Source organism: Haloechinothrix salitolerans, assembly GCF_042662605.1.
Classification (GTDB): Bacteria; Actinomycetota; Actinomycetes; order Mycobacteriales; family Pseudonocardiaceae; genus Haloechinothrix_A; species Haloechinothrix_A salitolerans.
In genome coordinates, this window is the sequence record NZ_JBHSXX010000001.1 from 4,995,161 (window position 1) to 5,017,077 (window position 21,917).

Sequence of the window (21,917 nt, forward strand, 5' to 3'; positions counted from 1 at the left end):
GCTGAGCCCCGACTCACCCGACGGGAGCACCCATGTCTTATCTGATGGCCCCGAGTCCGGTGGTGGATCTCGTGACCGACCCCGGTGGCGCGGTCGAGGCTGTCGTCTCGATCCTCGCCCGGTGGGCGCTCGTCCACGGCCCCGTTGTCGCACCCGCCATTCTCGCCCTGACCGTGCTGTTCGGCGTGATCCGGCGCGGGCTGCACGGGCGGGCGCACCGGCGCATGAGCGTCGACGCGCGGCTGGTCACCGTGCTCATCCCGCCCGAGGTCGACCCCGCCGGCGGGCAGGTGCTGTGGCACAACCTGGTTGGGCTGCTGCGCCCCCGGATGCAACGGTTCCTGCACGGCCAACCGCACCTGGCGTTCGAGTACGCCTTCGGCCACGAGGGCACCCACATCCGCATCTGGGTGCCCGGGTCCGTGCCGCCCGGCATGATCGAACGCGCCGTCGAATCGGCGTGGCCGGGCGCGCACACCCGCGCCGAACCCACCACTACCGCCCCGATGCCGATCACCACCGAGAGGGACCGGCGGGTGGTCTGCGCCGGTGGTGAACTTCGGCTCGGGCGCCCCGAAGCGCTGCCGATCCAGACCGAGCACACCGCGGACCCGCTGCGGGCGCTGCTCGGCGCGCCGCGCAACCTCGCCCCCGGACAACACGCCTGCGTGCAGGTCCTGGCCCGACCCGTCACCGGAGGTCGGCTCCGCCGGGCACGCCGCGCGGCCCGTCACCTGCATCACGGCCGCTCCCCGAAACTGCTCAGCCGACTGCTCGATGTGCTCACTCCCGGCGCCACGCCCCCGCGTCGCACCGGCCACGACCCGCAGCGCGGGCTGCTGGACCCGCAAACCGCGCTGGAGCGCTCCGCCCAGGACCGCGCCATCGTCGGCAAGCAACGCGGCAGCCAGTACGAGACCCGCATTCGCTACGCCGTCGCCCTCTGCCTGCGAACCTCGGCCACCACCGAGGAGCGGCGTCTCGCCCGCGACACCGCCCGCGGCACCGCGCACGCCATCGCCAGCGCTGTCGGCGTTTATCACGGCCACAACCACTACCGGCGCAGCCGCCTGCGCCGCCCCCTCACCACGATCGGCGGGCGGCGGATGGGCCGTGGCGACCTGCTCTCGGTGCCCGAGCTCGCCGCCGTCGCGCATTTGCCGACGGACCAGTCCAGCCCCGACCTGCAACGCGCCGGAGCCGCCGCCGTAGCCCCACCGCCCGGCGTCGTCGAACCGGGCCCCGGCGCCAAACCTCTCGGCGTCACCGACGCCGGGCACCCCCGCTCCGTCGGGTTGCGTGTCGCCGACGCCCGCCACCACGTGCACGTACTCGGGTCCACTGGTAGCGGCAAGTCCACGCTGCTCGCCACCATGGTGCTCGCCGACGCCGACGCCGGGCGCGCCAACGTCGTGCTCGACCCCAAAGGCGACTTGGTTGCCGACATCCTGTCGCGGCTGCCCGCGAGGCTCGGCAGCAAGGTTGTGCTGTTCGACGCCGACGCCCCGCAGCACACTCCGTGTCTCAACCCTCTCGACGGCGACAAGCACCGCGCCACCGACAACATCGTGTCCGTCTTCTCCCGCGTGTTCGCCTCCGCGTGGGGGCCACGCACCGACGACCTGCTACGTGCCGGTTGTCTGAGCCTGCACGGGCTCGACCCCGCGATCACCCGCGGCCAGCCCGCCACCCTGGCGCACCTACCCGAGTTGTTGACGCGCCCCGGGTTCCGCGAGCGTGTTGTCGCCACCATCACCGACCCGGTCCTCACCGGGTTCTGGACCTGGTACGACCAGCTCTCCGACGCCGCCCGCGCCCAGATCGTGGCGCCCTTGATGAACAAGTTGCGTGCCGTGCTGCTACGCCCGTTCGTGGCCCGTGCCCTTACCGGTGGTGCCTCCACCGTCGACCTCTCGGACATCCTCGACCACGGCGGCCTGCTGCTCGCCCGTATCCCCAAGGGCACGCTCGGCGAAGACACCACCCGGCTCGTCGGTTCACTGCTCGTGGCCAACGTGTGGCACGCCACCACCCACCGCGCCCGCGTGCCCGAATCCCGCCGCGCCGACTCCGCGATGGTGATCGACGAATGCCACAACTTCCTGCACATGCCCTTCCCGCTCGAGGACATGCTCGCCGAAGCCCGCGCCTACCACCTGTCCCTGGTATTGGCCCACCAGCACCTCGACCAACTCGGCAACGACCTCACCCAGGGCGTCAGCACCAACGCCCGCACCAAGATCTACTACTGAGCGGCCTCGATCTTTCCGGACAGCTGTTTAGTGGGTCAATTCATGCCGCTTGCTGCCGGTTCAGGTACTCGTTGTAGACCTCATTTGGGGCCTTATAGTCGAGTCCCGAATGGAGACGTCGACTATTATATCTAAGTTCGATATAGGCAGCAATATCTGTCCTGGCCCTCTTTCGGGTGGAGTAGATCACTCGGTGAACCCGCTCGTTCTTCAGGGCACCAAAAAACGATTCGGCCATCGAATTGTCATAGCATATTCCCGTGCGTCCGACCGATTGCCTGATGCCCAATGATCGGAGCGTGCTGGCAAACTGGGCGGAAGTGTAATTGCTGCCACGGTCGGAGTGGAATATCGCCCCGCGTGCGATAGGATAGTTGCGTACGGCCATGCGAATCGCCTTCTCGATGAGAGGCGTCTGGTAATTATCGTCCATCGCCCACCCGATAACGCCCTTCGTATGACAGTCGATGACCGTCGCGAGATAAACCCAGCCCTCCCACGTAGGGATATAGGTAATATCGCCAACCATCTTCTCGCCGGGCGCGGATGCGGCGAAGTCGCGGCCAACGAGGTCGGGCAGCAAGCTGGCAGACGGCTCAGTCAGGCCGAGTCGCCACGGACGGGGCTGGCAAGGCTCGAGCCCCAGCTCACGCATGATGCTGCGGATCAGCTCAGGGGTGCACCGCTCACCCTGGCGCTGCAGCTGGGCGTGGACGCGCCGGTGACCGTAGGTCTCATCCGAATCGTCGAAAACCTTCGTGATCAACGGAGCCAGGTAGGCGCGACGCTGCGCCGTCGCGCACTTGGGCCGACAACGCCATTCATAGAATCCCGACTTCGACACACCCAACCATTCGCACATTTTGGTCACTGTGTACTTTTTCTCGCCAGTATCGGTCACTGCGCCCTTCTCCACCTCGATGAACTCGTACCTCTCGTTCACCGATACTCGCTCGCGAAGAAGGCTGCGGCTTTTCCCAGGAACTCCTTCTCCATCCGTAGCTCACGGACTTCCTTCTCCAGCTCACGCAGCCGCGCGCGCTCCGACACGGTCAATGGTGGCTCGTCCGCAGCATGAGCCTTCCGGTAGTCGTTCACCCAGTTACGAAGCGTTTGCTCGTTCAGCCCGTTCTCCCGCGCGACCGACGCCACCGGGCGGCCCGTCTCGACCACCATTTTCGCCGCCTCCTCCTTGAACTCAGGAGTAAACGACCGACGATTCTTTGACACTGGCTTCCTCTCTTCCGAACAAAAACCCTAGTGGGTTCGCTGTCCGGAAGATCAACAGCCCCTCATACTCCATTTCGCCATCCGACGCACACCAGCTCGCCCGCCACACCCACCCCCGCCTCACCGAGCACGATCTCAGCCACCTCGGCGCCTTCCACGCGGCCGTCCGACCCGTCCTGCACGGCGAACAAACCGCTCCGTTCACCCTGAACACCCAACCCCTGCCGCCACCCGTCAGAGGCCGCGCCACCGCCATCCGCAAAGCCGCCGCCATACACGCCGCCCGCCCCGGCCGCGCCGCCACCGACCACCGCCGCCCCTACATCGACCCCCGGCGCCACGCCGCGTAACGAGGAGCCCACCGTGATCACCATTACGCAACGACACCTGCGCGCACCCCGCCCCGCCCGACCCACCAACCGCGTCGCCGCCACCGGCGAGCACTGGGGTGCCCGTTATTTCCCGGACTGTGGACCGCATAGGGTCCGTTCTGGAAGGGATGTTGGTTCGTGGCAAGGAAGTATCAGAAGTACACGCCTGAATTTCGTGAGCAGGCGGCGAAGCTGGTTGTGGAAGGGCAGCGTCCGATCGCTGAGGTCGCTCGCGAGTACGGTCTCGGGGAAACGACCCTAGCTAATTGGGTGAAGAAATACCGCGAGGATCACGCCGGGGACGAGCCGCCGCTGGAATTGTCTGAGCGTGCCGAACTCGCCGAACTGCGTCGCCGGGTGCGCGAGCAGGAGATGGAACTGTCCTTTTTGAAAAAAGCGGCAGCGTACTTTGCGAGGGAGCAGCGGTGAGCGAGAAGTACGAGTTCATCGCCGCCGAGTACGCGCACAACAAGGGCCATAATGTGGCGGACGCTCCCACCCTGACGCAGATGCTGGCGTGGCTGGATGTGTCGAAATCGGGCTACTACGAGTGGTTTCGCCGGCCGCCGTCGGCGACCGAGCGGCGCCGCGAACTGCTCAAGACCAAGATTGAGACACTGTTTGACCTCTTCGGCGGCACCTACGGTTACCGGCGGATCCATGCCGAGCTCGTCCGTGCTGGTGAGCGGGTCGATGACGAGACGGTCCGCCAACTCATGCGCGAGATGGGCCTGGTCACGGTGCAGCTGAAGCCGTACCGCACCACCACCGTCCGCAGCGCTGAACAGCCCGACGGCGTGCCAGATCTGGTCGAGCGGAACTTCACCGCCAACCGGCCCGGGGCCAAGCTGGTCGGCGACATCACGTTCATTTCCACCTGGCAGGGCTGGCTGTATTTGGCGACCGTGATTGATTGTTTCAACAACGAGGTCATCGGCTACGCGATGGCCGATCACATGCGCACCGAATTGGTCACCGACGCCCTCGACATGGCCGCACGAAATCACACGCTTGAGTCGGGCTGTATTATGCACAGCGATCGCGGCACCCAATATACATCGGCCGAATATCGCGCGAAACTGGATGAACTCGATTTGCGACATTCCCTCGGTCGCACCGGGATTTGTTGGGATAACGCGCTCGCCGAGTCGTTCTTCGCCAGCCTCAAAAACGAGCGCGTTCATCATATGGTGTATCCCACACGAAAAAGGGCTTCGACTGATATTGCCCGCTATATCGAACTTCACTACAATCGGCGACGAATCCATTCAGCACTGGGATACAAAACTCCGCACGAAGTCCGCAACGAATACCTGAATCAGCAGTTCGCGGCATAAAAGGACACAAACTCACCAGTCCGGAAAACACGGGGCAGCCCACACCTCGCCGCGCTCGCCCAACACCTGACCCCACGCGACCGGTGGCTCGCCCACATGCTCAGTGAGCACCGCGTACTCACCACCACACAGATCACCCAACTCGCCTTCCCCTCCCGGCACGTCGCCCACGCCCGGCTCCTCAAACTCCACCGCTGGCGGGTCGTGGACCGGTTCCAGCCGCTCGTCGCCCGCGGCAGCGCCCCGCACCACTACGTGCTCGACACCGCCGGCGCCGCCATCATCGCCGACGAGGACGGAATCTCCCCCCACGAGCTCGGATACCGCCACGACCGCGCCATGGCCATCGCGCACTCCCTGCAACTCGCCCACACGGTCGCCACCAACGGATTCTTCGCCTCTCTCGTCGCCGTCTTGCGTCTGAGTTAGATGACCATTTGATCTTTGAAATACCCAGCCACGAAGCGGTGTGTCTGACCGTTCCGGAGGCTGATGATGACGTCCAATACGCCCATGAAGGCACGCAAGCAGCGACGGCTGCTCTCGCCGAGCCAGAAGTACGAGATGTATGTGTCGGTGCTGACTGGGCAGTGCACGCAGCGGGAGGCCGCGCAGAAGTGGAAGGTCGACCGCACCACGGTGACCACGATCTGCCGTACCGCCAAGCAGGGCGCGCTGACCGCGCTGTCGGCTCGGCCGGGCCGGCCGGGCAAGACAGTCGAGCAGCTGGAGTTGGAGGAGGCGCGGGCGGAGGCCGAGCGGCTGCGCGCCACGGTGACCGAGCAGGCGGTGGCGCTGCATCTGCACGAGGGAAAACCCGCCTGGGGCTGATGGCCGGCCCGGTCCCGGCGCGGGTGCACGCTGACGTGAAGGCCGGCCTACTCGAGTTGATCGAGCACGCCGTCGAGCGTGGCTGGTCGGCGCGGCGGGCATGTGACCGGCTGGGCCTGGAACACGGTCGCTACCAGGCGTGGCTGGCCCGCCAGGCCGCCGGGCGGCTGGACGACCTACCGCCGGGCGGGCATCCCCTGCACGGGATCCTGCCGGGCGAGCGGGCCGCGGTCGTGGAGCTGTTCGAGACCTGGGGCGAGACCGACCGTAGTCATCGCAAGCTCGCCCACCGCGGCTCGCGGATCGGACTGGTGCATGTCTCCGAGTCCACGGTGCGGCGGATCCTGGCCGCCGAACGGCTCGTTCTTCCTGGTCAGCCGCCCCGCGAGCCGATCGGTCGGGCGGAGTGGCCGCCCTGGCTGGAGTGGAAGCCCAACCGGGTGTGGGGTTACGACTTCACGCACTTCACCCGCGCCCGGGTCGCCGCGATCGCGATCCTCGACATCGTCTCCCGCAAGTGGATCACCACCCTGGTGTCGGCCGAGGAGTCTTCCACCCAGGTCGAGGTCGCCTTCACCGACGCGCTGGAGGCCGAGAACCTGTGGGCGGCCGCCGACGCCCGCGCGACCGACGCGCTGGTGGCCGCGCTGGCCTCCGGCGACCGCGACGCCGTCGGCACCGCGATCGGTGACGGGCAGCTGCCGTTGCTGCTGGCCATCAGCGACAACGGGCCGCAGATGCGCAGCCACACCACCCGCGAGTTCCTCGCCGGTGTGGCCATCGCCCGCCAGTTCGGACGGCCCGGCACACCGACCGATCAGGCGTGGATCGAGACGCTGTTCGGGCACGTGAAGGGCGAGTGGCCGCACCTGGAAAAGATCCGCGACCCCGGCGAGCTCGAAGCCGAACTCGAGCTCGTACGGGCCCAATACAACGGGGTCAGGCTGCACGCCGCCATCGGGTATGTCACGCCCGACGACGAACACGAAGGACGAGGTGACGCCATCCGCAAGAACCGACGCGACGGACTCGCCCAAGCACGCGAGAACCGCCTGGCATACCGTCGAAGCAGAGCACCTGAGGAGAACCAATGACCACGCACCGGCCGTGGCTGGGTATTTCAACCCGCGATTGGTCAATTAACTCAGACACACCTCACGACCGCGCCACCGGCGGTGAGACCGGGCTCGGCCAGTTCCTCGACGAGCTACGCCGCACCGTCGCGCCTCGATTCAATTGGAGAAGCAAGATCGCCCGAGTCGGCCCCCACAGCGAACCGCTCATCGAGTGGATCACGTTCCAACAACACCCTCGCCGCCACCCAGACCACGCCGCGAAAACCGCGCCGTCCCGGAAAACAACCGAAGCCGAAAACGCCAAGATGCGTCAGTTCAGGTGAGACGACCACCCACCACTCGTCTCACCTGAACTGACACACCCCAGGTCACAGCATCACCATGCGCCATACCTACTGAGACGGGACAGCCACCGCGGATGGGGAGCAGTTCGACACCTGGGTGGGGACGGGCGCGGCCGTCCAGCGGCTCTACGACGCGGGCGCCGTCGCTGCCTTGCGGCGACGCTTCCGCATTGCGGTGGCACACCAGTTGGATGCTGGGGGGCGTCGATCTCGCGGCGATGACCGATGACGAGCGGTTCGCCGCTGTCAGCGATGCGGTGAAGAAGATCGACGTCGAGATGCTCGCCGAGTTGGTCTGCATCGACCTCGACATCGGACCCCTGCCGCCCTCGCCACGGGTGGACGACGAACAGTAGCGCTGCCTTCCCACATGGACTCGAACGACTCGCCAGCGCAGGCAGTTCGCAACATCGCTCATCGACCTCGGCCGACGTACAGGGAGAACCGAGAGCATGTTCGTGCGCCGAGGAGCGCCCCCTCAGGAGCAGGTCGTTCAGCTAACGCATCGCGCGGGGGTGAGCTGGGAGCGCAATTTGGCCGGGGTGGTGCCGCACAGTTCGGCCATGCGCTCGACGGCGGCGGTGGTCAGCGTGATCTCGCTGCCGCTCGCCGCGTCGGTCGCCCGGAGCCGGTCGGCGGCCCAGCGGCGCAGCGGCGCGAGGGTGGGCTCGGTGGATTCCGCGATCTTGGCGAGGTCGACGCGGATCTCGTCGGCGGCGCTGGTGAACAGTCGCCGGTCCAGGCGGGCGAGGATGTCGTGGGGCTTCTCGCCGAGCGCGAGGCAGATCTCGGCGAACCGGACGACCGAGCACTGCCGCGTGCCGTGCTCATAGGTGGCCAGCGTCTGCAACGAGATGATGCTCTGGAGCCGCGCGTTCAACTGCTTGCGCGTCCAGCCGCGACTCTTGCGCAGCGTGCGCAGCTCATTGCCCAACAGTCGCTGGTACTGCTCACCGTCCAGATGCACTGCTCGTATCCCTCAGCGTCATGCGCTCGATCCACCCGTAAAGCCCCGAATACGTCAACATACGTGAACAAGGGTGATATCTAAAACGAACGTTATGTTTCCTGGCGTGTTCGTCCTCGGCGATGTGGGTCCAGGTCTTGTTGTCCGCGAGGATTTCGGCGACAGCGCAGCATTGTTCTTGGCAGGTGTCGCTCACCACGGACACTTCGCCGCCACCTCGATCACGCCGACCTGGATCGCCACGGTCGTGCCGTCGTCGGCCTGACCGCCGTGCCCGTCCCAGCGTCGGCGCCAGGTGTAGCCCTGCTGACTCATGAACGCTTCTTTCCGCTCGGGCAGCGTGGGGACATCGGTCACGCCGGATGCCTGCGCGCTGCTGGCGACGGCACCAGACAAGATCCCTGCCCTGCCGTGCTGGCCAGTACAAATCCGCATTCCGGTGGGTATATGCCGCTGCCACGCCGAGCGGTTGGCCCGGCTCACGGCTCTGCCCTCAGGGCCGCCCAGCCGCGCAGTTCACCGGCCAGTTCCAGCACCGTGGGGCAGTGCTCACACAGTGGCTCGCCCGACCAGCCCCACCGCCACACCTGCTGAGGGTCGAGCCATCGCGGCACCGCGCACTCCACACACGCCACATCCGCATCAGGCGGGATGGGAGCACCCGCGTTCGGCGCGGCCGTCGCGATGGCGTGTTCGGCCACGTCGGCGGGTGTCTGGGGTGGGGTCGGTGCACACGGCTGGGTGCATTCCGCCGCGCCGAGTTCGGTCGGCGCGGCGGCGAACGCGGTCATCGGACTCACCCTCCCCGGTCCCTAGCGACGGCGTCATGACCCTGCTGTCCTGCGATGATTCCATTCAATTGGGACGCAGGCACTACTGCATTTGGATTATCCGTCTTAAACATATTGTCTCAACTACATGGTCTCATGCTGGTTGACGCTGGTCGATCGTCATGAGACCCGCAACAGTTTCGGCATGCCGTCAAGGAAGCCGCCGATATCCGATACGGCTCGGGAGCTGGGGGACCGCGTCCGTGTGTTGCGTGAGGCTCGCGGCATGAGCATCGAAGACCTCGGGCATGTTTCCGGTGTGCATTGGTCGATGGTCGGGTATGTCGAGCGTGGCCAACGGAATCCGTCGCTGTACGTCTTGCTTCGGCTAGCCGCTGGCTTGGATGTCGAGGTGTCGGAACTCGTGGCTAATCTGCCAGCGCCGCCGCCACCCACCCGCCGCAGACGCTCACGCGCGACGGACACGTCCGACTGACGACCCGACAGCGTGATTTTCGGTCTCCGCTTGAAAGGCGGCATCGGCCTTGATCCGCCGCTGCTTGATCTGTTCGTCCACCGCCGTCCCTTCTCACCTCGGGTCGATCACGACGCGGTTGGCGCGCTCGGTGAGCGTGCCGCCGATCTGGCTGAGTTCGGTGCCGAGACGGCGGAGGAGGTCGTCGTCCAGCTCGGCACCGTCGATCTCGTCGAGGAGCAGATTGATCGTGCGCACGATGCCAGGCTCGATCGCCGCGAGAGCCACGCACAGATCCGGGTCGGCCGTGCGGGTCTTCACAGCACCACCCGGAACGCGGCCCACGTTGTCGCGGTGATGAGCGCGAGCAGCAGCACGACAGCCACGACGGCCCCGCGCTGATCAGCGCGCCGTTGCCGGTCCCACGGGTCAGCGTGACGACTCACCGCTCCCGCTCCCGGTCCCATTCATCGGTCTCGCGCCTGGCCTCCGCTGCTTCGCGCTCGGCCTCGTCGGCGCGCACGTCCGCCTCGTCAATGACGATCGCTTCTGAATAGAACCGTGTGCTGATGAGCTGCCTGCCGCCCGTCGGCGGACCGCAGCTTGCCCCTGACCGATATGACATACCCGGAAGCGTCACACCACTACCGGTGACAGAACAGCGCGCCCAGCCAGCAGTCCACCCGGTATGACCTGGCGTTCTATGCCTCTCACGCCTAGAAACCCGCACCCGCGCGCGCCCGGTAGTCTCGCGGCCGTGGACCTCTTGCCGTTCGACGAATACGTCGCCCAACTGCCTCGCAAGCGCATGGCCGCCGGCGTGCTCTTGCGCTCGGTCGACGGCCGGATTCTGCTGGTCGAACCGTCCTACAAACCGACATGGGACATACCGGGCGGAAGCGTGGACGCCGACGAAGCGCCCTGGGCGACCGCACGCAGAGAACTCCGCGAGGAATTGGGGCTCGACCGCCCGATGAACACCGTGCTCGTGATCGATCACGAACACGCCGCGAACGGCTACCCCGAGGCCATGGTGTGGGTCTTCGACGGCGGCATCCTCGACGACAGCGAACACCTCCACCCCACCGACGAGGAGATCGTCTCGGTGGGCCTCTACCACCTCGACGAGGTCAGCGGGAAGCTGAAACCGGCGCTGGCCAGGCGACTCTCCGTGGCCGCCGGCGTCGCCGCCCGTGGCGGCCCACTGGCGTTGTGTGATGACGGTGTGCGCAGGACGCCGTAACCTGGTCACCGTTCGTAAGATCGGGAGGCCCCGTGCAGCCGCTGTCCGAAAACCTCGCCCGCTTCCGCAAAGCGCGTGATCTCTCCCAGGAACGTCTCGCTGAGCGCGCCGGGGTCGGCGTCGACACCATCGCCCGGATCGAACAAGGCACCAGAACCACCACAAGGCCACACACGCTGCACCGACTGGCCGCCGCGCTGGGCGTCAGCCACGAGCAATTGCTCGGCACCATGCCCACCACGTACGCCACCATCGACGTGGCACCGCTGCGCCGTGCGATCACCTCCGGACAAAACATCCCCGGGCTCACCGAGTTCGCCGAGAACGACGAGACCATGACCGTGGACGAACTCGTCCGCAACGCGCACCAGGCATGGCGCGCCTACGTCGACGGCCGCCACGGCGAACTCCTGCACTCACTTCCCGCCGTCCTAGCCGACACGCGCCGAGTCGTCCACGACACGCTCAACGACGAACGCGGCGCCGCCTACCGCGTACTGTCCACCGCGTACCGGCTCTGCGCCGGCATAGCAGGACGCCTCGACCTCGACGACCTCGCCTGGACCGCAGCTGAACGAGCGCTCGCCGCCGCCCGCCACTGCGACAACCCCGACATCGAGGCCGCCATCTCGCTGCGCTACCTCGCGTGGACGCTCGTGCGCCAAGGACGAACCGCCGACGCCGAGCACGTAGCCGTGCAGGCGGCCGAGAAGATCCAGCCAGATATGTTCGACCGCGACCCGATACAGGGCGGCGTATTCGGCAACCTGCTGTTCAACGCCGCCAGCGCCGCACTCGCGGGCAACAACCCGCAGCGCGCCGATGATCTGCTCGCCGAAGCCAGCGCCGCCGCAGCCCGAACACGCGGCGACTCCGCCAGCGAAGCAGCCATCTTCGGACCCCGGGTCGCCGCACTCCAAGTCATCGACAGCATCGCCCGCGCCGACGACCCCGAAAAGGCACTCACCCGCGCCAGAACCATCCCGGCCCCACGCGGGGAAGTCCCCGCGTTCTGGGAAGCAGGGCATCGACTCCGGCTCGCAGCCGCAGCGCTGGCATGCCGCCACCACGCGGAAGCACTCACGCACCTCGCCGACGCTCGCGACCTCGCACCCGACTGGGTCCGCTGCCAACCCCTCGGCAAGAACGTCATGGCACAACTCGTCGACCGCGCCACCCGACGCCGAGGGACAACGTTCGCCAACCTGGCGCAACACTACGGCGTAGTACCAAACTGAACCGCACCATCGGACACCATCATGGATCGGCGCCGAACCCTGTCGGATGGCGCACGTCCCCACGCCGTCCGGACCGACACGCTCACCTCGCTGATCACCTACTCCGGCAACCGGGCTGGTGGCTGGTCCGGCAGCGGCACCTTCGCGCTCGCCGTGGCGGCGCAGTCCGACGCGGTCACTGCCGTCGCCCCGTTCGAACCGGGGTCCTGAGCTTGGCGGACGAGGAGGTCCAAGCGGTCATCGGCAACGCCATCGCGCGCACGGGCGAGCTGGCTGCCGAGGGGTGCCTCGCGGACGCGGCGCGCGCCTTCGCCGCGTTCCCCTTCCACGACGACGAAATCGCCGCAGCCGACGAGGCGGGCTACTTCGAGGCCGCAGGCCGCTACGTCCCGACTCTGCTGAACCTGCTCCAGCAAGCGATGACGTCCGACGACCCCACCGCCGACCCGGCCGTGCTCGGCGCGATCCGAGCGCCCGTGCGGGTGTTGCTCGGCTCCGACACCAAACCGTTCTTCACCGTCAGCGCGCGGTACGTGGCCGACCACGTCCCCCACGCTCACGTGCACGAGATCCCCGGCGTCGCGCACGCCGCCCCGCTGACCCATCCCACGGCGATCGCGGAAGCACTCATCGAATTCTTCGCGTCGCCCAGCAGCCAGCCTGACCCGGCTGGCTCGAGCGCGGCGACCGTGTCGTCAGGCGCGAGGCACTCGCACGATGTCGCCGGGGTGGATCACGTTCGGGTTGGTGATCGTGTGCGGGTTCGCCGCGACCAGCCGGTGATAGAGCGAGCCCGATCCGTAGTGCTGGTTCGCGATGCCCCACAACGTCTCGCCGGACTGCACGACGTGTTCGAGGTACGCCGTGTATCCGGGGACGATCTGCGGGCCGAGCACGACAGGCACGACGACCTTGTCGAGTTCGCTGCCATCCTTGGGCGAGGTGTGGAAGACCTCGACGAACACCCGGTCCAGGGTGAACGCGGCGCCGGAGACGTCCACGGCGAGCTGGAACTGCCCGTGACCGCCGATGCCGTCACCTGCCATGAACGGCCCGATGACCTCGTCGTGCCCCTCAGTGATTCGGTAGTTGAACGACGCCTCGAAGGCGCCACCCGCGACTCCCCCGATCATGATCGTGTTGCTGACGAGGTCGTACGGCTTCGGCTGCTGAATGTCGATCGACACGGCGCCCCACCCCTTCGCGCTGATTGCATGTTTCGTGTCGATTATCCCGATTTCGACGTCTTGGGGACTCCGCCGAACGAGGGCTCAGGTGCGCCGCAGCCCCGGGATTCGTCACGGCAGGTGGCTGACCGCTGGTCCAGTGTGTGGCGGACCCGTCCGCGCGTGGGCACGATAGGTCCGTGACGGACCGGAGTCTGCGGCTGATGGACCTGCTTGCCGGGCTGTCGGTCGCAATGGTCTCGGGATGGGCAATCCTCCGGAGACGGCGCTGCGGTCGTGCCTGCTGGCGACGGGGCTCGCCCGCGCCAGCGACCTGCCCGAACCGGCGGTGCGCGACGTGTGCCTCGGCGCGCTGCTGCGCCACCTCGGTTGCACGGCGACCGCGGCGACGGAGGCACGTCTGTACGGCGGGGATGAGTTGGCGTCACGACAGGCGGCGCAACCGGCGGACTTCGTCGGCGCGTTGCGGGTCATCATCTGCCGCATCGCCTCCGGCATCCGCGCCCAGCTCCCCGGACCGAGAGCGACCCGATCGACGAACAGCTCGGCCGCGCCAGCGTGGTCTCCCGCCTCGATCAGGCGCAACACCTCCGCCCACGGTCCCTTCTCGACCGCCGCCCACGCCTCGGCCTCCGGGCTTCCCTCGGCGAGCAGCGACCACAGCGGTGGCTCGTGCACCATGATCCCCCGCAACAGCTCCGGTCGCGCGGCCGCGAGTTTGAGCGTGATGACGGCCCCGGCGGAGTTCTCGACCATCCACGCGGGGGGCGAGATCCAGTGTCTCGATCAGGGCCGCCAGGTCGGCGACGTCGTCGGCGAAGCTCCCCTGACCGAGCGGACAGTCGCTGTCGCTGTGCCCTCGCCGGTCATAGGCGACGACGCGGAAACGGTGCGCCAGTTCCGGCACCACCGCGTCCCAGTTGTGGTGCGATCCCCACGATCCGTGCACGAGCACGAGCGGATCTCCCGTCCCGCCGGTGTCGACGTGCGCGAGTCGCACACCGTTGACGACGCTGAACGCCAACTGCGCGTCACTGCCTTGGGAGGCTTTTGCCGGTGCTGGCATGATGACCACTCCTTCGCCACGATTGCTCAAGCCGTGAACACAGCGTCGCGAAGCACACCGCACCACCGCATCGGCAGACCTACCCATCGGCTGCGGGATGTACCTCGGAGCGCTACGGCGGTCTGGCGGGGTGCCCGGGGCGAGCCGGGACGTCCCTCCTCGCTGAAGACAGGATCCGGCTACGGGCAACCACCACCGTTCCCGCCCGGGTGCGGCGCGTTCTGCACGTCCGAAGCATGGCCACACCGCGCGACTCGACGCCGCGTCGCCGGGATGTCATCTCGACCCAGACTTGAAGGTGTGATATGTGCCACCGATGCGGGGGCGACTTTCGTTGCGAGTACTCGACCGCTGCTCGAAAGTTGCCGACCTACGGAACCTGTGCGGCCAACCCCGCACTCGCCGAACGCAAACCGACCTGAAAACACCGACACTACGAGGGTGCTTTTAACGCGCCGGAACACGCCGCGGGATCAACGCGCGTTGCCGACGCTCCGTCGGGGTGGGACACGGATCGTGGTCGTAATGTAAGCCCTATTCTTGCGGTCGGTCTGTAAAGTCCGAAATGCGATGTTACAGTACCGGGTGATACAGCGTGACCCGTGCGGCGTACCGCCGCGCCGATGCCGGCCTCGATCGCCCGGCTGAGAGCCTCCAGATACGCCGGGACCGGTCAAACCCCGTAGTTATACCGGATGTTGGTCGCCACCTGGAGCGTCTAGGTTAACTCTAAGTTAAATACCCTGGGCTTTCTGGGATATAATTCATCGAGAATAAACTTGCGTTGAGTCGGGTAGCTGGAGTGAGGATAAGATGTTTGACAATAGGAAGCCCCTTACGCCGGGGAGTTCTTCACTGCTGCGCTTCCAGACTCTCCACCGCGTCCCTCGCGTTCGCCCTTCCTTCCCAGGCTTGACACTCCCTCGCCACACCCGAATCCAAACGGATGATGCGACCAGGCGGCAGGCTTCACGTTACGTTATGGACCGTTCGGTTGCAGACCCCACCGGTTGGGGCGTTCGACGCTGGGCCCGACCAGCGCCAGTAGGTGACCGTCGTGGGCCGCGAGCTGGGCAACCGTATGCCGGCTTCGCCCTGCCCGTTTCCAGACGAAGCCGCCAGCCTGCTACCGGGCCCCTCGCGAATACCTGGATCGGACTTCCACCGGCAACCGACGACGAGCTTACGAATCAGCCATCGCCCAACCAACTTGATCAACCACCCAATCACTACTGGACACACGGAGAGTGACCGCGATGACTCGCGTCGACCTGAGTTGGCCTGGCGCCAGTCGACGATCATCGCTGGCGCCACCTGGGGCAGTCGCATCGAATACCACGAGCGCGGACATCTGGGCGCTGGTTACCGCCGCCCAATCGGGCGACGCCGATGCCTTCGGTCGCGTGTATACCCTTTACGTCGATGATGTGTATCGATATATTCTGGCTCGAATATCCGATCAGAGACTATCGGAAGACTTTGTCAGTGAGACATTTATCCGCGCCTATTCGGCAATACATTCGGTACAGTATCAAGGTAACACACTCCGCGCTTGGCTAATTACGATCGCAAAGAACATTGTTCGAGACTTCTATTCCTCGAGACGGCGTCGAAGGGAAGTCCTGATCGACGAGATCACAGATAATTGTATCGTCGGCGAGAGCGCTGAAGTGCAGGTATTCAAACTGGACCGTCGAGAGACGTTATGGCGTTGTGTCAATAAGCTGACTTCGGGTCAGCGAATCTGCATTCGATTACGTTTCGAATTCGGTATGTCGGTTCGAGAGACTGCTGTAATGATGGAGCGAAGCGAACAGGCAATCCGCCAATTGCAACATCGAGGAGTCTGCAAACTGTCCGAATTGCTGGAACGCGAACTTGCTTATCCATGATTTACCGTAAAGTTACCAAGGAGAATTGCTATGCTGACCGGACTCCTAGTGCTGGGATCGCTCGGCAGCCTGATCGCCAGTTTTGTGTTGGACCAGATCATTGCCACCTACACTACTCTCGTTCTCAGTCTGGTGGGTGTGTGTGTGTTGGTGTGGACACGGTTTTGGAAGGGGTGGTATTCGGGTAGCGCTAAGGGTAGCAAAATCGCAAACAAGGACGATGGACAGTCAGACACGGCCGCTGTGGCTGATGTGGGCGGAGAAACAGATCGAGGGCGCCGCGGTCCTTCTCGTGCGAGAGAACAACCTTCCTTCGTCCGCGTAGTATCCGGGCGGAGGAGATACCATGTCGCCGACTGTAGTCTCCTCGAGGGTCTCCCAGACAACGTGATTAGCCTCGATGAGGCACAAGAGGAGGGCTTTACGGCATGCACAGCCTGCCTGCCTAACGATGATCCTGCCACCACTACTTCCCCCACCGGATGATCTCGGTCGCTGTTTGCCGTAGCTGATGATCGAAAATGGTGGCGAAATGATCTCAGACCGCCTTCCGGATAAGTTCCGGACCACACAAGTGCTCGCCAAGGGGCATGAATCCGGACTACTACTTGCGGACGATCTCGACGCCGGTGTCCCGGTGCTTGTCAGAATAGTTCCTGCTCGTAGTTGTAGCGCGGAACTGTCCCGATATTTTCGGTATGCTGCTTCGAAGTTGCGCACCACTCAGCTCGAATCGGGGATACTCGTGCCGGAGATCAGTATTTCCCGAGTCGGGAGGATCGCGTTCATTAGCCGACCATACGTGCTGGGAAAAACATTTGATGAATGGTTCGTCGATTCGATCCCGAACATGCATTCCTTCTTGGCTGTTTCGATAGACATTGTTCGTGCTCTGAAAACCCTTCACATGCTCGGGATAGCGCACGAGAACATCAAAGGCACTAATTTCATTCTTGGGACTGAAAAAGTTGCTTTGGTCGATTACGGGATTACTCGGCTGTCTGGCGTTCTCGACTACAAGGAACAGAATACCATCTCTCCCATATTCGGAACATATGCTGACGATACTGCACGTCTTTCGGCAGTACTACTGAACGCATTCGAACGCGTGTCTGCGGTGGACGTGTCGACGCGAACTCTGTTCCATCAGCACGTGAACATGACGCTCCGCGCGGTATTGGGCCGCCTCGCTGGCATTGATGGCTCGTACAATCAACTTAGTGCGGCCGTGAGAGATCTTGAAACGCTAAGGGAAGCGGTTCGTTCTGGATCTCTGCGCGGCGTCAGTGTAGGTCACGACGATACCCGTGACGAGCTAACGTATCCCACATTCGTCGCCAGACCGAAGGAGTGGCATAAGCTCACGATAGCGCTGGACAACGCTCGAGACCTGAGGTCTCAAAGTGTTTGGGTTGACGGGCGAGTGGGTGCTGGCAAAACTCGCCTGGCAATGCAGTTCGCCCGCTGGGTAGAAGCGGAACAAAACGGAAAGATCATTTATCTGAAAAGTACGCCCGACGTCGCGTTGCGTCCGCACGCACTGATCGCCCGACTTGTATGGAATTTACGCGATAACACGACGATCGACAAGGACCTCCTAGATTGGGTGGATGGTATTGCCGGTGATGACGACCGGCAGAGAACACCCACACTGGACATCGAGGTGATTGCGCGTGAAGTTGCTACGAGCCTTGGCAGGCTCGCGAACTCGGATCGACCAGTGGTAGTCATCATTGATGACTGTCAGTTCGCTCGTCAAGAGGACACCCGCTTCCTGGGCCACGTTATACGATCGAGCTACTTAATCGGGCGAGGTGTGCTATTTACTCTGGTAAGCCGCAGCCCCGAGGCGAATGTATCCGGAAATGCGTTGTTCGAGCCGGACCATGTGATCCGAGTCGAGCCGCTTTCCTCCAGCGCCATGAGAAGAATGCTGCTATCCATGACCGGAAAGATCGACAATTCCGTCGTACAGGCTGTAGTGAAATGGGCACGTGGTAGCCCGTTGCTCGCTCAGAATGTCATCCGATTCTTTATCGACAACGGGGCGGTGGTGCCAGGACCGGAAGGGTGGAGAGCCCGAAGGGTGCTGCCAGTCCCGCCCTCAGTTCTTTCTACAAGACTGAGGTCTGTTCCTATTCATATTCGCTCGATACTCCGAGTGGCGGCGGTGATCGGCTTCCGCGGGTCCGTTGATCTTCTTGCGCGGGCTTCGGATACGTCACAAATCGCTTGCCGTCAGGCTATTTCCGAATTGAGTCGGCACGACTTGTTGCATGAGGATCCGCAGGGTCCTTCAACGCATCGAACGGCACTCATGTTTAGGTTCAGCCATGACACTGTGCGTGATGAACTGCTTACCATGAACACTGCACCACCACTGGCGATAGTCCATGGCGATGTCGCACGTGCGATGGTCGAATTGGGCGACACCGACGCGTTCGCGTTGGCATTCCATCTCGCGCGCTCGGGAGATTTCGCATCCGCGCACCCGTACGCTATTAAGGCGGCGCGGAACGCTCGAAACCGCTACAGCTTGGATACTGCGCGTAAATATTATGAAATCGCACTCTCTGCTCGCACGAGATATGATCTATTATACGAGATGGGCGAGGTTCTGATGCTCGATGGCTCTTACGCCGATGCACTCGCCACCTTCAAGCGATCCGTTGGGGAGTGCCCGGACCGTAACGTTGTCGCCAAGGCCCGAGTGGTGCGGTTGATTGGTGAAACGCACTTCAAGCTTGGCGAGCTCCACCATGCCGAGCAGTACTTTCTTCAAGCACTTAGCATGCTGGGTGAGCGTCCTCCACGCTCTGACTACCGTTTCGCCATGGAAGTCGTCAAAGAACTTGCTGGATGGCCGTTCGGTTGGCTCAGTCTATTGCGGCGCCGTTTTGGCGAACGCGACTTGGAGAACACCAAACTCAAGGCCACTATATATGGCAACTTGACCTATTGCTGGTGGTTCTACAACTCCATCAGAGGAGTATGGGCTCAGACGCGGGAAATGAGCGCTGCGAGAAATTGCGCAGATGATAGCCCGGAACGAGCCCATGCGTATTCGACGCACGCTGTCATCTGCGCGGCGCTAGTCGGACTAACTCGCCGAGCCGTCCGATACGGTGAGCGTGCGTGTTTAATCCGTAGCCACCACGAAGACAAATGGGGAGATGCCCACGCAATGCATTTGTACGGAGTTGCGCTTGTGGTATCCGCTGATTACCAGCATGGTCTCGAGTTCCTGACTACGGCGATTGACTATTTTGATCGCACAGGCGATCGCTGGGAGGTGAACACGGCTAGGTGGCATCGCGCCTACGCAATGTACCGACTTGGCGATGCTGACGGCGCCCGTATTGAGGCTGACAGGGTAGCTAGATCTGCCAACGCGATTGGCGATCGCCAGGCAGCCACGATAGCCCATTACATCTCTATCCTTGCCTCCGACGGTGAGGATGCTAACGATTCACCCGTGGCGGATGTCCACTCCGATTACGATTCGCAGTCGTTCGTCAGCTACCTGTTGGGCCACGCCCTCAAACTGCTGGGCCAGGATGAGATCGAGGCAGCCAGTGATGTGCTGGACCAAGCGGCCTTGGAGATGCGTCGGCGCCGTATGATGAATGCCTACGTGGCTCCCGTGGTATCATGGCGTGTGACGGTTGCGCGCTGGCGAGCTGAGACGTCACCACCAGGCAGTACGAGCGCTCGGCGGTGGGCATTCCATGCAATACGGCGAATCAGCATCGCCCTTATGATAGGTGCTGCTTATCGTACCGAAAGGGAGCACGTCAGGCATGAGGTGCGCCAACTGGGCTCGATTGTTCGACATTCTTATGCACCGAAGGTGCGGCGGTGATGAGCCAGGTGTTTAGCGATCAAGCGTCGGCGACTGTGGTCAATAGCGATCCAGAAGCAACCATTACCATCGTCATATCACTGATTGCCGCTGCCGTTCGAGCAGATGATGCGGCATTCCTTGACGTGCCTGCTACGCCGAACGTACCGATCCGTGTGGTTGCGGGTTCAATACCCTCAGGCGATTTGACGTGGCTCCGTGAAAAGGGACATCTTAATAACGAGGACGGCACATACGTCCGACTTCAAACCCGCCCGCCGCGGCTGGCTAGGTTCATGGTATTGCAAATACGCGGACGCGCAGGTGCGATGCTGGTCACACGACACGAACGCGGAACGCGATTGAATGCCGATGAACGTCGCGTCACCGTACTTATCAGAGACTGTCTGGAACTGTGGCTCGAGGCGGAGCGGTCTGCGGGCGCATTGTCCGCCTCATTGATCATGAGCGAAGAACTGTTCCGTACCCGTCTTGCTGCGGACTTGCATGACGATGTGGGTCAGCGCCTGTCCGCCCTCCTGATTGAAGCCAAGCGACTGCAGAAGACTACCGGACAGATGCATGCCGAGTCGCAGTACGAAACAGCGTCGTGGATCTTCGAACAGCTGCAAGAATGTAATGCCGTTGTGCGTGAACTCGTCTATGAGAACTCCACGACAGCACTCATCGAGTTTGGCATTTGTGCCGCCGTTCGTGACTTGACAGAAAGAGTACAAGCTCGAAATGACCTAGAAATAGAGTGCTCTTTCGGCGTTGCTGGCGGTGGGTATGACTTATCGTACAACGATGTTCCTCATTCGATTCAAGTTGCTTGTTTTCGAATTATTCAGGAGGCGATTACAAATGTAGTGAAACACGCCGAAGCACGTCATTGCGTTATCACGTTGACACTTAACGCTTCGTGGTTATCCGCGACGATTGCGGACGATGGGTGTGGTTTTCTGGCAACGACGACGACGCGAGACGGCTTCGGATTGGCGGGCATGCGCCAACGAACGGAGATGTTGGACGGTAGGATCTCGATAAACAATAATCAGCCGTCAGGCACCACGATCCAGGTGGATCTTCCCCTTACTTTCGCCAGCGAATGAGTGTGTACGGAACGATGATACGGAAAACATCCGAACCAAACGAGCGGGCAAACGAGGGTAAATTGACGGTATTACTTTGCGATGACCACCTCCTATTTCGGGAAGGAGCAAGACGCATCCTCGATGACAACAAAGATCTTGCAGTAGTCGGCGATGTTGCATCGATTGAGGACGCCGCTGAGATTGTGGGTACACTTGCGCCCGATGTCATCGTCGTTGACATATCCTTGGGCTCCGGCATAAATGGGATCGATGGGATCGAACTGCTGAAAGCCCGGTACCCTGAAGGAAAAATATTAATGGTGTCAATGCACCACGAACGGTCGTTCGTTCTGACGGCTATCGCACACGGGGCATCAGGCTACATAACCAAGGACGCTGCGGCGGTCGAGCTTTCGCTAGCTGTACGGGAAGTCGCTAGTGGTAAGCAATACATCCCAAGATCCATCACAGAACGGAATGAGCCATCGACTCAATTGACCTCGCGTGAACGCGAGGTGTTGGAATTGCTGGCGGCTGGTCACACCAATTCTGAGATAGCAACGTGCTTATTCCTGTCCATCCGTACTGTGGAAAGCTATAGATTTCAACTGAACCAAAAACTTGATGTGAATGGTCGTGCTGAACTAATTCGCGTAGCCAAGATTCAGGGGATACTGTGAGCTTAATCTTTGATTGGGATTCC

General features: G+C 63.2%; 25 protein-coding genes. 14 read left to right on the top strand and 11 right to left on the bottom strand.

What is annotated here, in order from left to right; translation table 11 throughout:
• Positions 1–32: 32 nt before the first annotated feature.
• Complete coding sequence (locus ACFQGD_RS23660; protein WP_345394387.1) at positions 33–2,252, top strand: type IV secretory system conjugative DNA transfer family protein; 2,220 nt, start codon at positions 33–35, stop codon at positions 2,250–2,252.
• 40 nt (positions 2,253–2,292) lie between these two features.
• Here the strand turns inward: ACFQGD_RS23660 and ACFQGD_RS23665 are convergent.
• Positions 2,293–3,482 (bottom strand): IS3 family transposase gene (locus tag ACFQGD_RS23665; RefSeq protein WP_390221019.1). Its coding sequence is split into 2 segments (ribosomal slippage): positions 2,293–3,230 and positions 3,230–3,482, totalling 1,191 coding nucleotides; the frame shifts between segments, so codons are not numbered across the junction.
• A 62-nt stretch (positions 3,483–3,544) separates the two neighbouring features.
• Positions 3,545–3,856, bottom strand: a complete 312-nt coding sequence (locus tag ACFQGD_RS23670) for a hypothetical protein (protein ID WP_390221098.1) — start codon at positions 3,854–3,856, stop codon at positions 3,545–3,547.
• A 135-nt stretch (positions 3,857–3,991) separates the two neighbouring features.
• Here ACFQGD_RS23670 and ACFQGD_RS23675 point away from each other — a divergent pair.
• The 6 genes from ACFQGD_RS23675 (at position 3,992) to ACFQGD_RS23700 (ending at position 7,797) form a co-directional block, all read left to right on the top strand.
• Positions 3,992–5,190 (top strand): IS3 family transposase gene (locus ACFQGD_RS23675; RefSeq protein ID WP_345398863.1). Its coding sequence is split into 2 segments (ribosomal slippage): positions 3,992–4,250 and positions 4,250–5,190, totalling 1,200 coding nucleotides; the frame shifts between segments, so codons are not numbered across the junction.
• A gap of 96 nt (positions 5,191–5,286) precedes the next feature.
• On the top strand, positions 5,287–5,619 hold the full coding sequence (locus tag ACFQGD_RS23680; protein WP_345398827.1) for a replication-relaxation family protein: 333 nt from the start codon (positions 5,287–5,289) through the stop codon (positions 5,617–5,619).
• Positions 5,620–5,703: 84 nt separating this feature from the next.
• Positions 5,704–6,021, top strand: a complete 318-nt coding sequence (locus ACFQGD_RS23685; protein WP_345398879.1) for a hypothetical protein — start codon at positions 5,704–5,706, stop codon at positions 6,019–6,021.
• Positions 6,021–7,115 carry an integrase core domain-containing protein gene (locus tag ACFQGD_RS23690; protein ID WP_345398882.1) on the top strand — a complete coding sequence of 365 codons (1,095 nt, stop codon included), beginning with the start codon at positions 6,021–6,023 and terminating at the stop codon, positions 7,113–7,115. The genes ACFQGD_RS23685 and ACFQGD_RS23690 overlap by 1 nt, the downstream gene beginning before the upstream one ends.
• Positions 7,112–7,420: a hypothetical protein gene (locus tag ACFQGD_RS23695; RefSeq protein ID WP_345399174.1), complete on the top strand. Its 309-nt coding sequence runs from the start codon at positions 7,112–7,114 to the stop codon at positions 7,418–7,420. The genes ACFQGD_RS23690 and ACFQGD_RS23695 overlap by 4 nt, the downstream gene beginning before the upstream one ends.
• A gap of 212 nt (positions 7,421–7,632) precedes the next feature.
• The gene (locus ACFQGD_RS23700) at positions 7,633–7,797 is read left to right on the top strand and encodes a hypothetical protein (protein ID WP_345399177.1); all 165 of its coding nucleotides are present in this window, start codon (positions 7,633–7,635) and stop codon (positions 7,795–7,797) included.
• A gap of 137 nt (positions 7,798–7,934) precedes the next feature.
• Here the strand turns inward: ACFQGD_RS23700 and ACFQGD_RS23705 are convergent, their stop codons facing one another.
• The 3 genes from ACFQGD_RS23705 to ACFQGD_RS23715 all read right to left on the bottom strand — a co-directional run bounded on the left by ACFQGD_RS23705 (position 7,935) and on the right by ACFQGD_RS23715 (position 9,199).
• Positions 7,935–8,408, bottom strand: coding sequence for a helix-turn-helix transcriptional regulator (locus tag ACFQGD_RS23705; RefSeq protein WP_345399180.1), 474 nt, complete (start codon positions 8,406–8,408; stop codon positions 7,935–7,937).
• Positions 8,409–8,600: 192 nt separating this feature from the next.
• On the bottom strand, positions 8,601–8,843 hold the full coding sequence (locus ACFQGD_RS23710; protein ID WP_345399182.1) for a hypothetical protein: 243 nt from the start codon (positions 8,841–8,843) through the stop codon (positions 8,601–8,603).
• Positions 8,844–8,887: 44 nt separating this feature from the next.
• Positions 8,888–9,199 (bottom strand): hypothetical protein, encoded by a 312-nt coding sequence (locus tag ACFQGD_RS23715; protein ID WP_345399185.1) that lies wholly within the window; start codon positions 9,197–9,199, stop codon positions 8,888–8,890.
• A 184-nt stretch (positions 9,200–9,383) separates the two neighbouring features.
• Here ACFQGD_RS23715 and ACFQGD_RS23720 point away from each other — a divergent pair, with 184 nt between their 5' ends.
• Positions 9,384–9,674 carry a helix-turn-helix domain-containing protein gene (locus ACFQGD_RS23720; RefSeq protein WP_345399188.1) on the top strand — a complete coding sequence of 97 codons (291 nt, stop codon included), beginning with the start codon at positions 9,384–9,386 and terminating at the stop codon, positions 9,672–9,674.
• A gap of 93 nt (positions 9,675–9,767) precedes the next feature.
• Here ACFQGD_RS23720 and ACFQGD_RS23725 read toward each other — a convergent pair whose 3' ends face one another.
• Genes ACFQGD_RS23725 through ACFQGD_RS23735 form a run of 3 tightly spaced genes read right to left on the bottom strand, consistent with a single transcriptional unit; the run spans position 9,768 to position 10,278 of the window.
• Positions 9,768–9,974, bottom strand: a complete 207-nt coding sequence (locus ACFQGD_RS23725) for a hypothetical protein (protein WP_345399191.1) — start codon at positions 9,972–9,974, stop codon at positions 9,768–9,770.
• Entirely contained in the window at positions 9,971–10,099 is a 129-nt protein-coding gene (locus ACFQGD_RS23730; RefSeq protein ID WP_345399194.1) for a hypothetical protein, read from the bottom strand. Before ACFQGD_RS23730 ends, ACFQGD_RS23725 begins: the two co-directional genes overlap by 4 nt.
• Entirely contained in the window at positions 10,096–10,278 is a 183-nt protein-coding gene (locus ACFQGD_RS23735; protein WP_345399196.1) for a hypothetical protein, read from the bottom strand. The genes ACFQGD_RS23730 and ACFQGD_RS23735 overlap by 4 nt, the downstream gene beginning before the upstream one ends.
• Positions 10,279–10,410: 132 nt before the next feature.
• Here ACFQGD_RS23735 and ACFQGD_RS23740 point away from each other — a divergent pair, with 132 nt between their 5' ends.
• Positions 10,411–10,896 (top strand): NUDIX hydrolase, encoded by a 486-nt coding sequence (locus tag ACFQGD_RS23740; protein ID WP_345399199.1) that lies wholly within the window; start codon positions 10,411–10,413, stop codon positions 10,894–10,896.
• Positions 10,897–10,928: 32 nt separating this feature from the next.
• Positions 10,929–12,134, top strand: a complete 1,206-nt coding sequence (locus ACFQGD_RS23745; protein ID WP_345399202.1) for a helix-turn-helix domain-containing protein — start codon at positions 10,929–10,931, stop codon at positions 12,132–12,134.
• 98 nt (positions 12,135–12,232) lie between these two features.
• Here the strand turns inward: ACFQGD_RS23745 and ACFQGD_RS23750 are convergent, their stop codons facing one another.
• The 3 genes from ACFQGD_RS23750 to ACFQGD_RS23760 all read right to left on the bottom strand — a co-directional run bounded on the left by ACFQGD_RS23750 (position 12,233) and on the right by ACFQGD_RS23760 (position 14,474).
• Positions 12,233–12,694 (bottom strand): hypothetical protein, encoded by a 462-nt coding sequence (locus ACFQGD_RS23750; protein ID WP_345399205.1) that lies wholly within the window; start codon positions 12,692–12,694, stop codon positions 12,233–12,235.
• Between the two features lie 135 nt (positions 12,695–12,829).
• A complete protein-coding gene (locus tag ACFQGD_RS23755; protein WP_345399208.1) occupies positions 12,830–13,321 on the bottom strand; it encodes a Gmad2 immunoglobulin-like domain-containing protein in 492 nt (163 codons plus the stop codon).
• A gap of 424 nt (positions 13,322–13,745) precedes the next feature.
• On the bottom strand, positions 13,746–14,474 hold the full coding sequence (locus ACFQGD_RS23760) for an alpha/beta fold hydrolase (protein WP_390183593.1): 729 nt from the start codon (positions 14,472–14,474) through the stop codon (positions 13,746–13,748).
• Positions 14,475–15,643: 1,169 nt separating this feature from the next.
• Here ACFQGD_RS23760 and ACFQGD_RS23765 point away from each other — a divergent pair.
• The 4 genes from ACFQGD_RS23765 (at position 15,644) to ACFQGD_RS23780 (ending at position 21,894) form a co-directional block, all read left to right on the top strand.
• Positions 15,644–16,279, top strand: a complete 636-nt coding sequence (locus ACFQGD_RS23765) for an RNA polymerase sigma factor (RefSeq protein WP_345399214.1) — start codon at positions 15,644–15,646, stop codon at positions 16,277–16,279.
• Between the two features lie 511 nt (positions 16,280–16,790).
• Complete coding sequence (locus tag ACFQGD_RS23770) at positions 16,791–20,141, top strand: AAA family ATPase (RefSeq protein ID WP_345399217.1); 3,351 nt, start codon at positions 16,791–16,793, stop codon at positions 20,139–20,141.
• Positions 20,141–21,232: a sensor histidine kinase gene (locus ACFQGD_RS23775; RefSeq protein WP_345399220.1), complete on the top strand. Its 1,092-nt coding sequence runs from the start codon at positions 20,141–20,143 to the stop codon at positions 21,230–21,232. Before ACFQGD_RS23770 ends, ACFQGD_RS23775 begins: the two co-directional genes overlap by 1 nt.
• On the top strand, positions 21,229–21,894 hold the full coding sequence (locus tag ACFQGD_RS23780; protein WP_345399223.1) for a response regulator transcription factor: 666 nt from the start codon (positions 21,229–21,231) through the stop codon (positions 21,892–21,894). Before ACFQGD_RS23775 ends, ACFQGD_RS23780 begins: the two co-directional genes overlap by 4 nt.
• Positions 21,895–21,917: the final 23 nt, after the last annotated feature.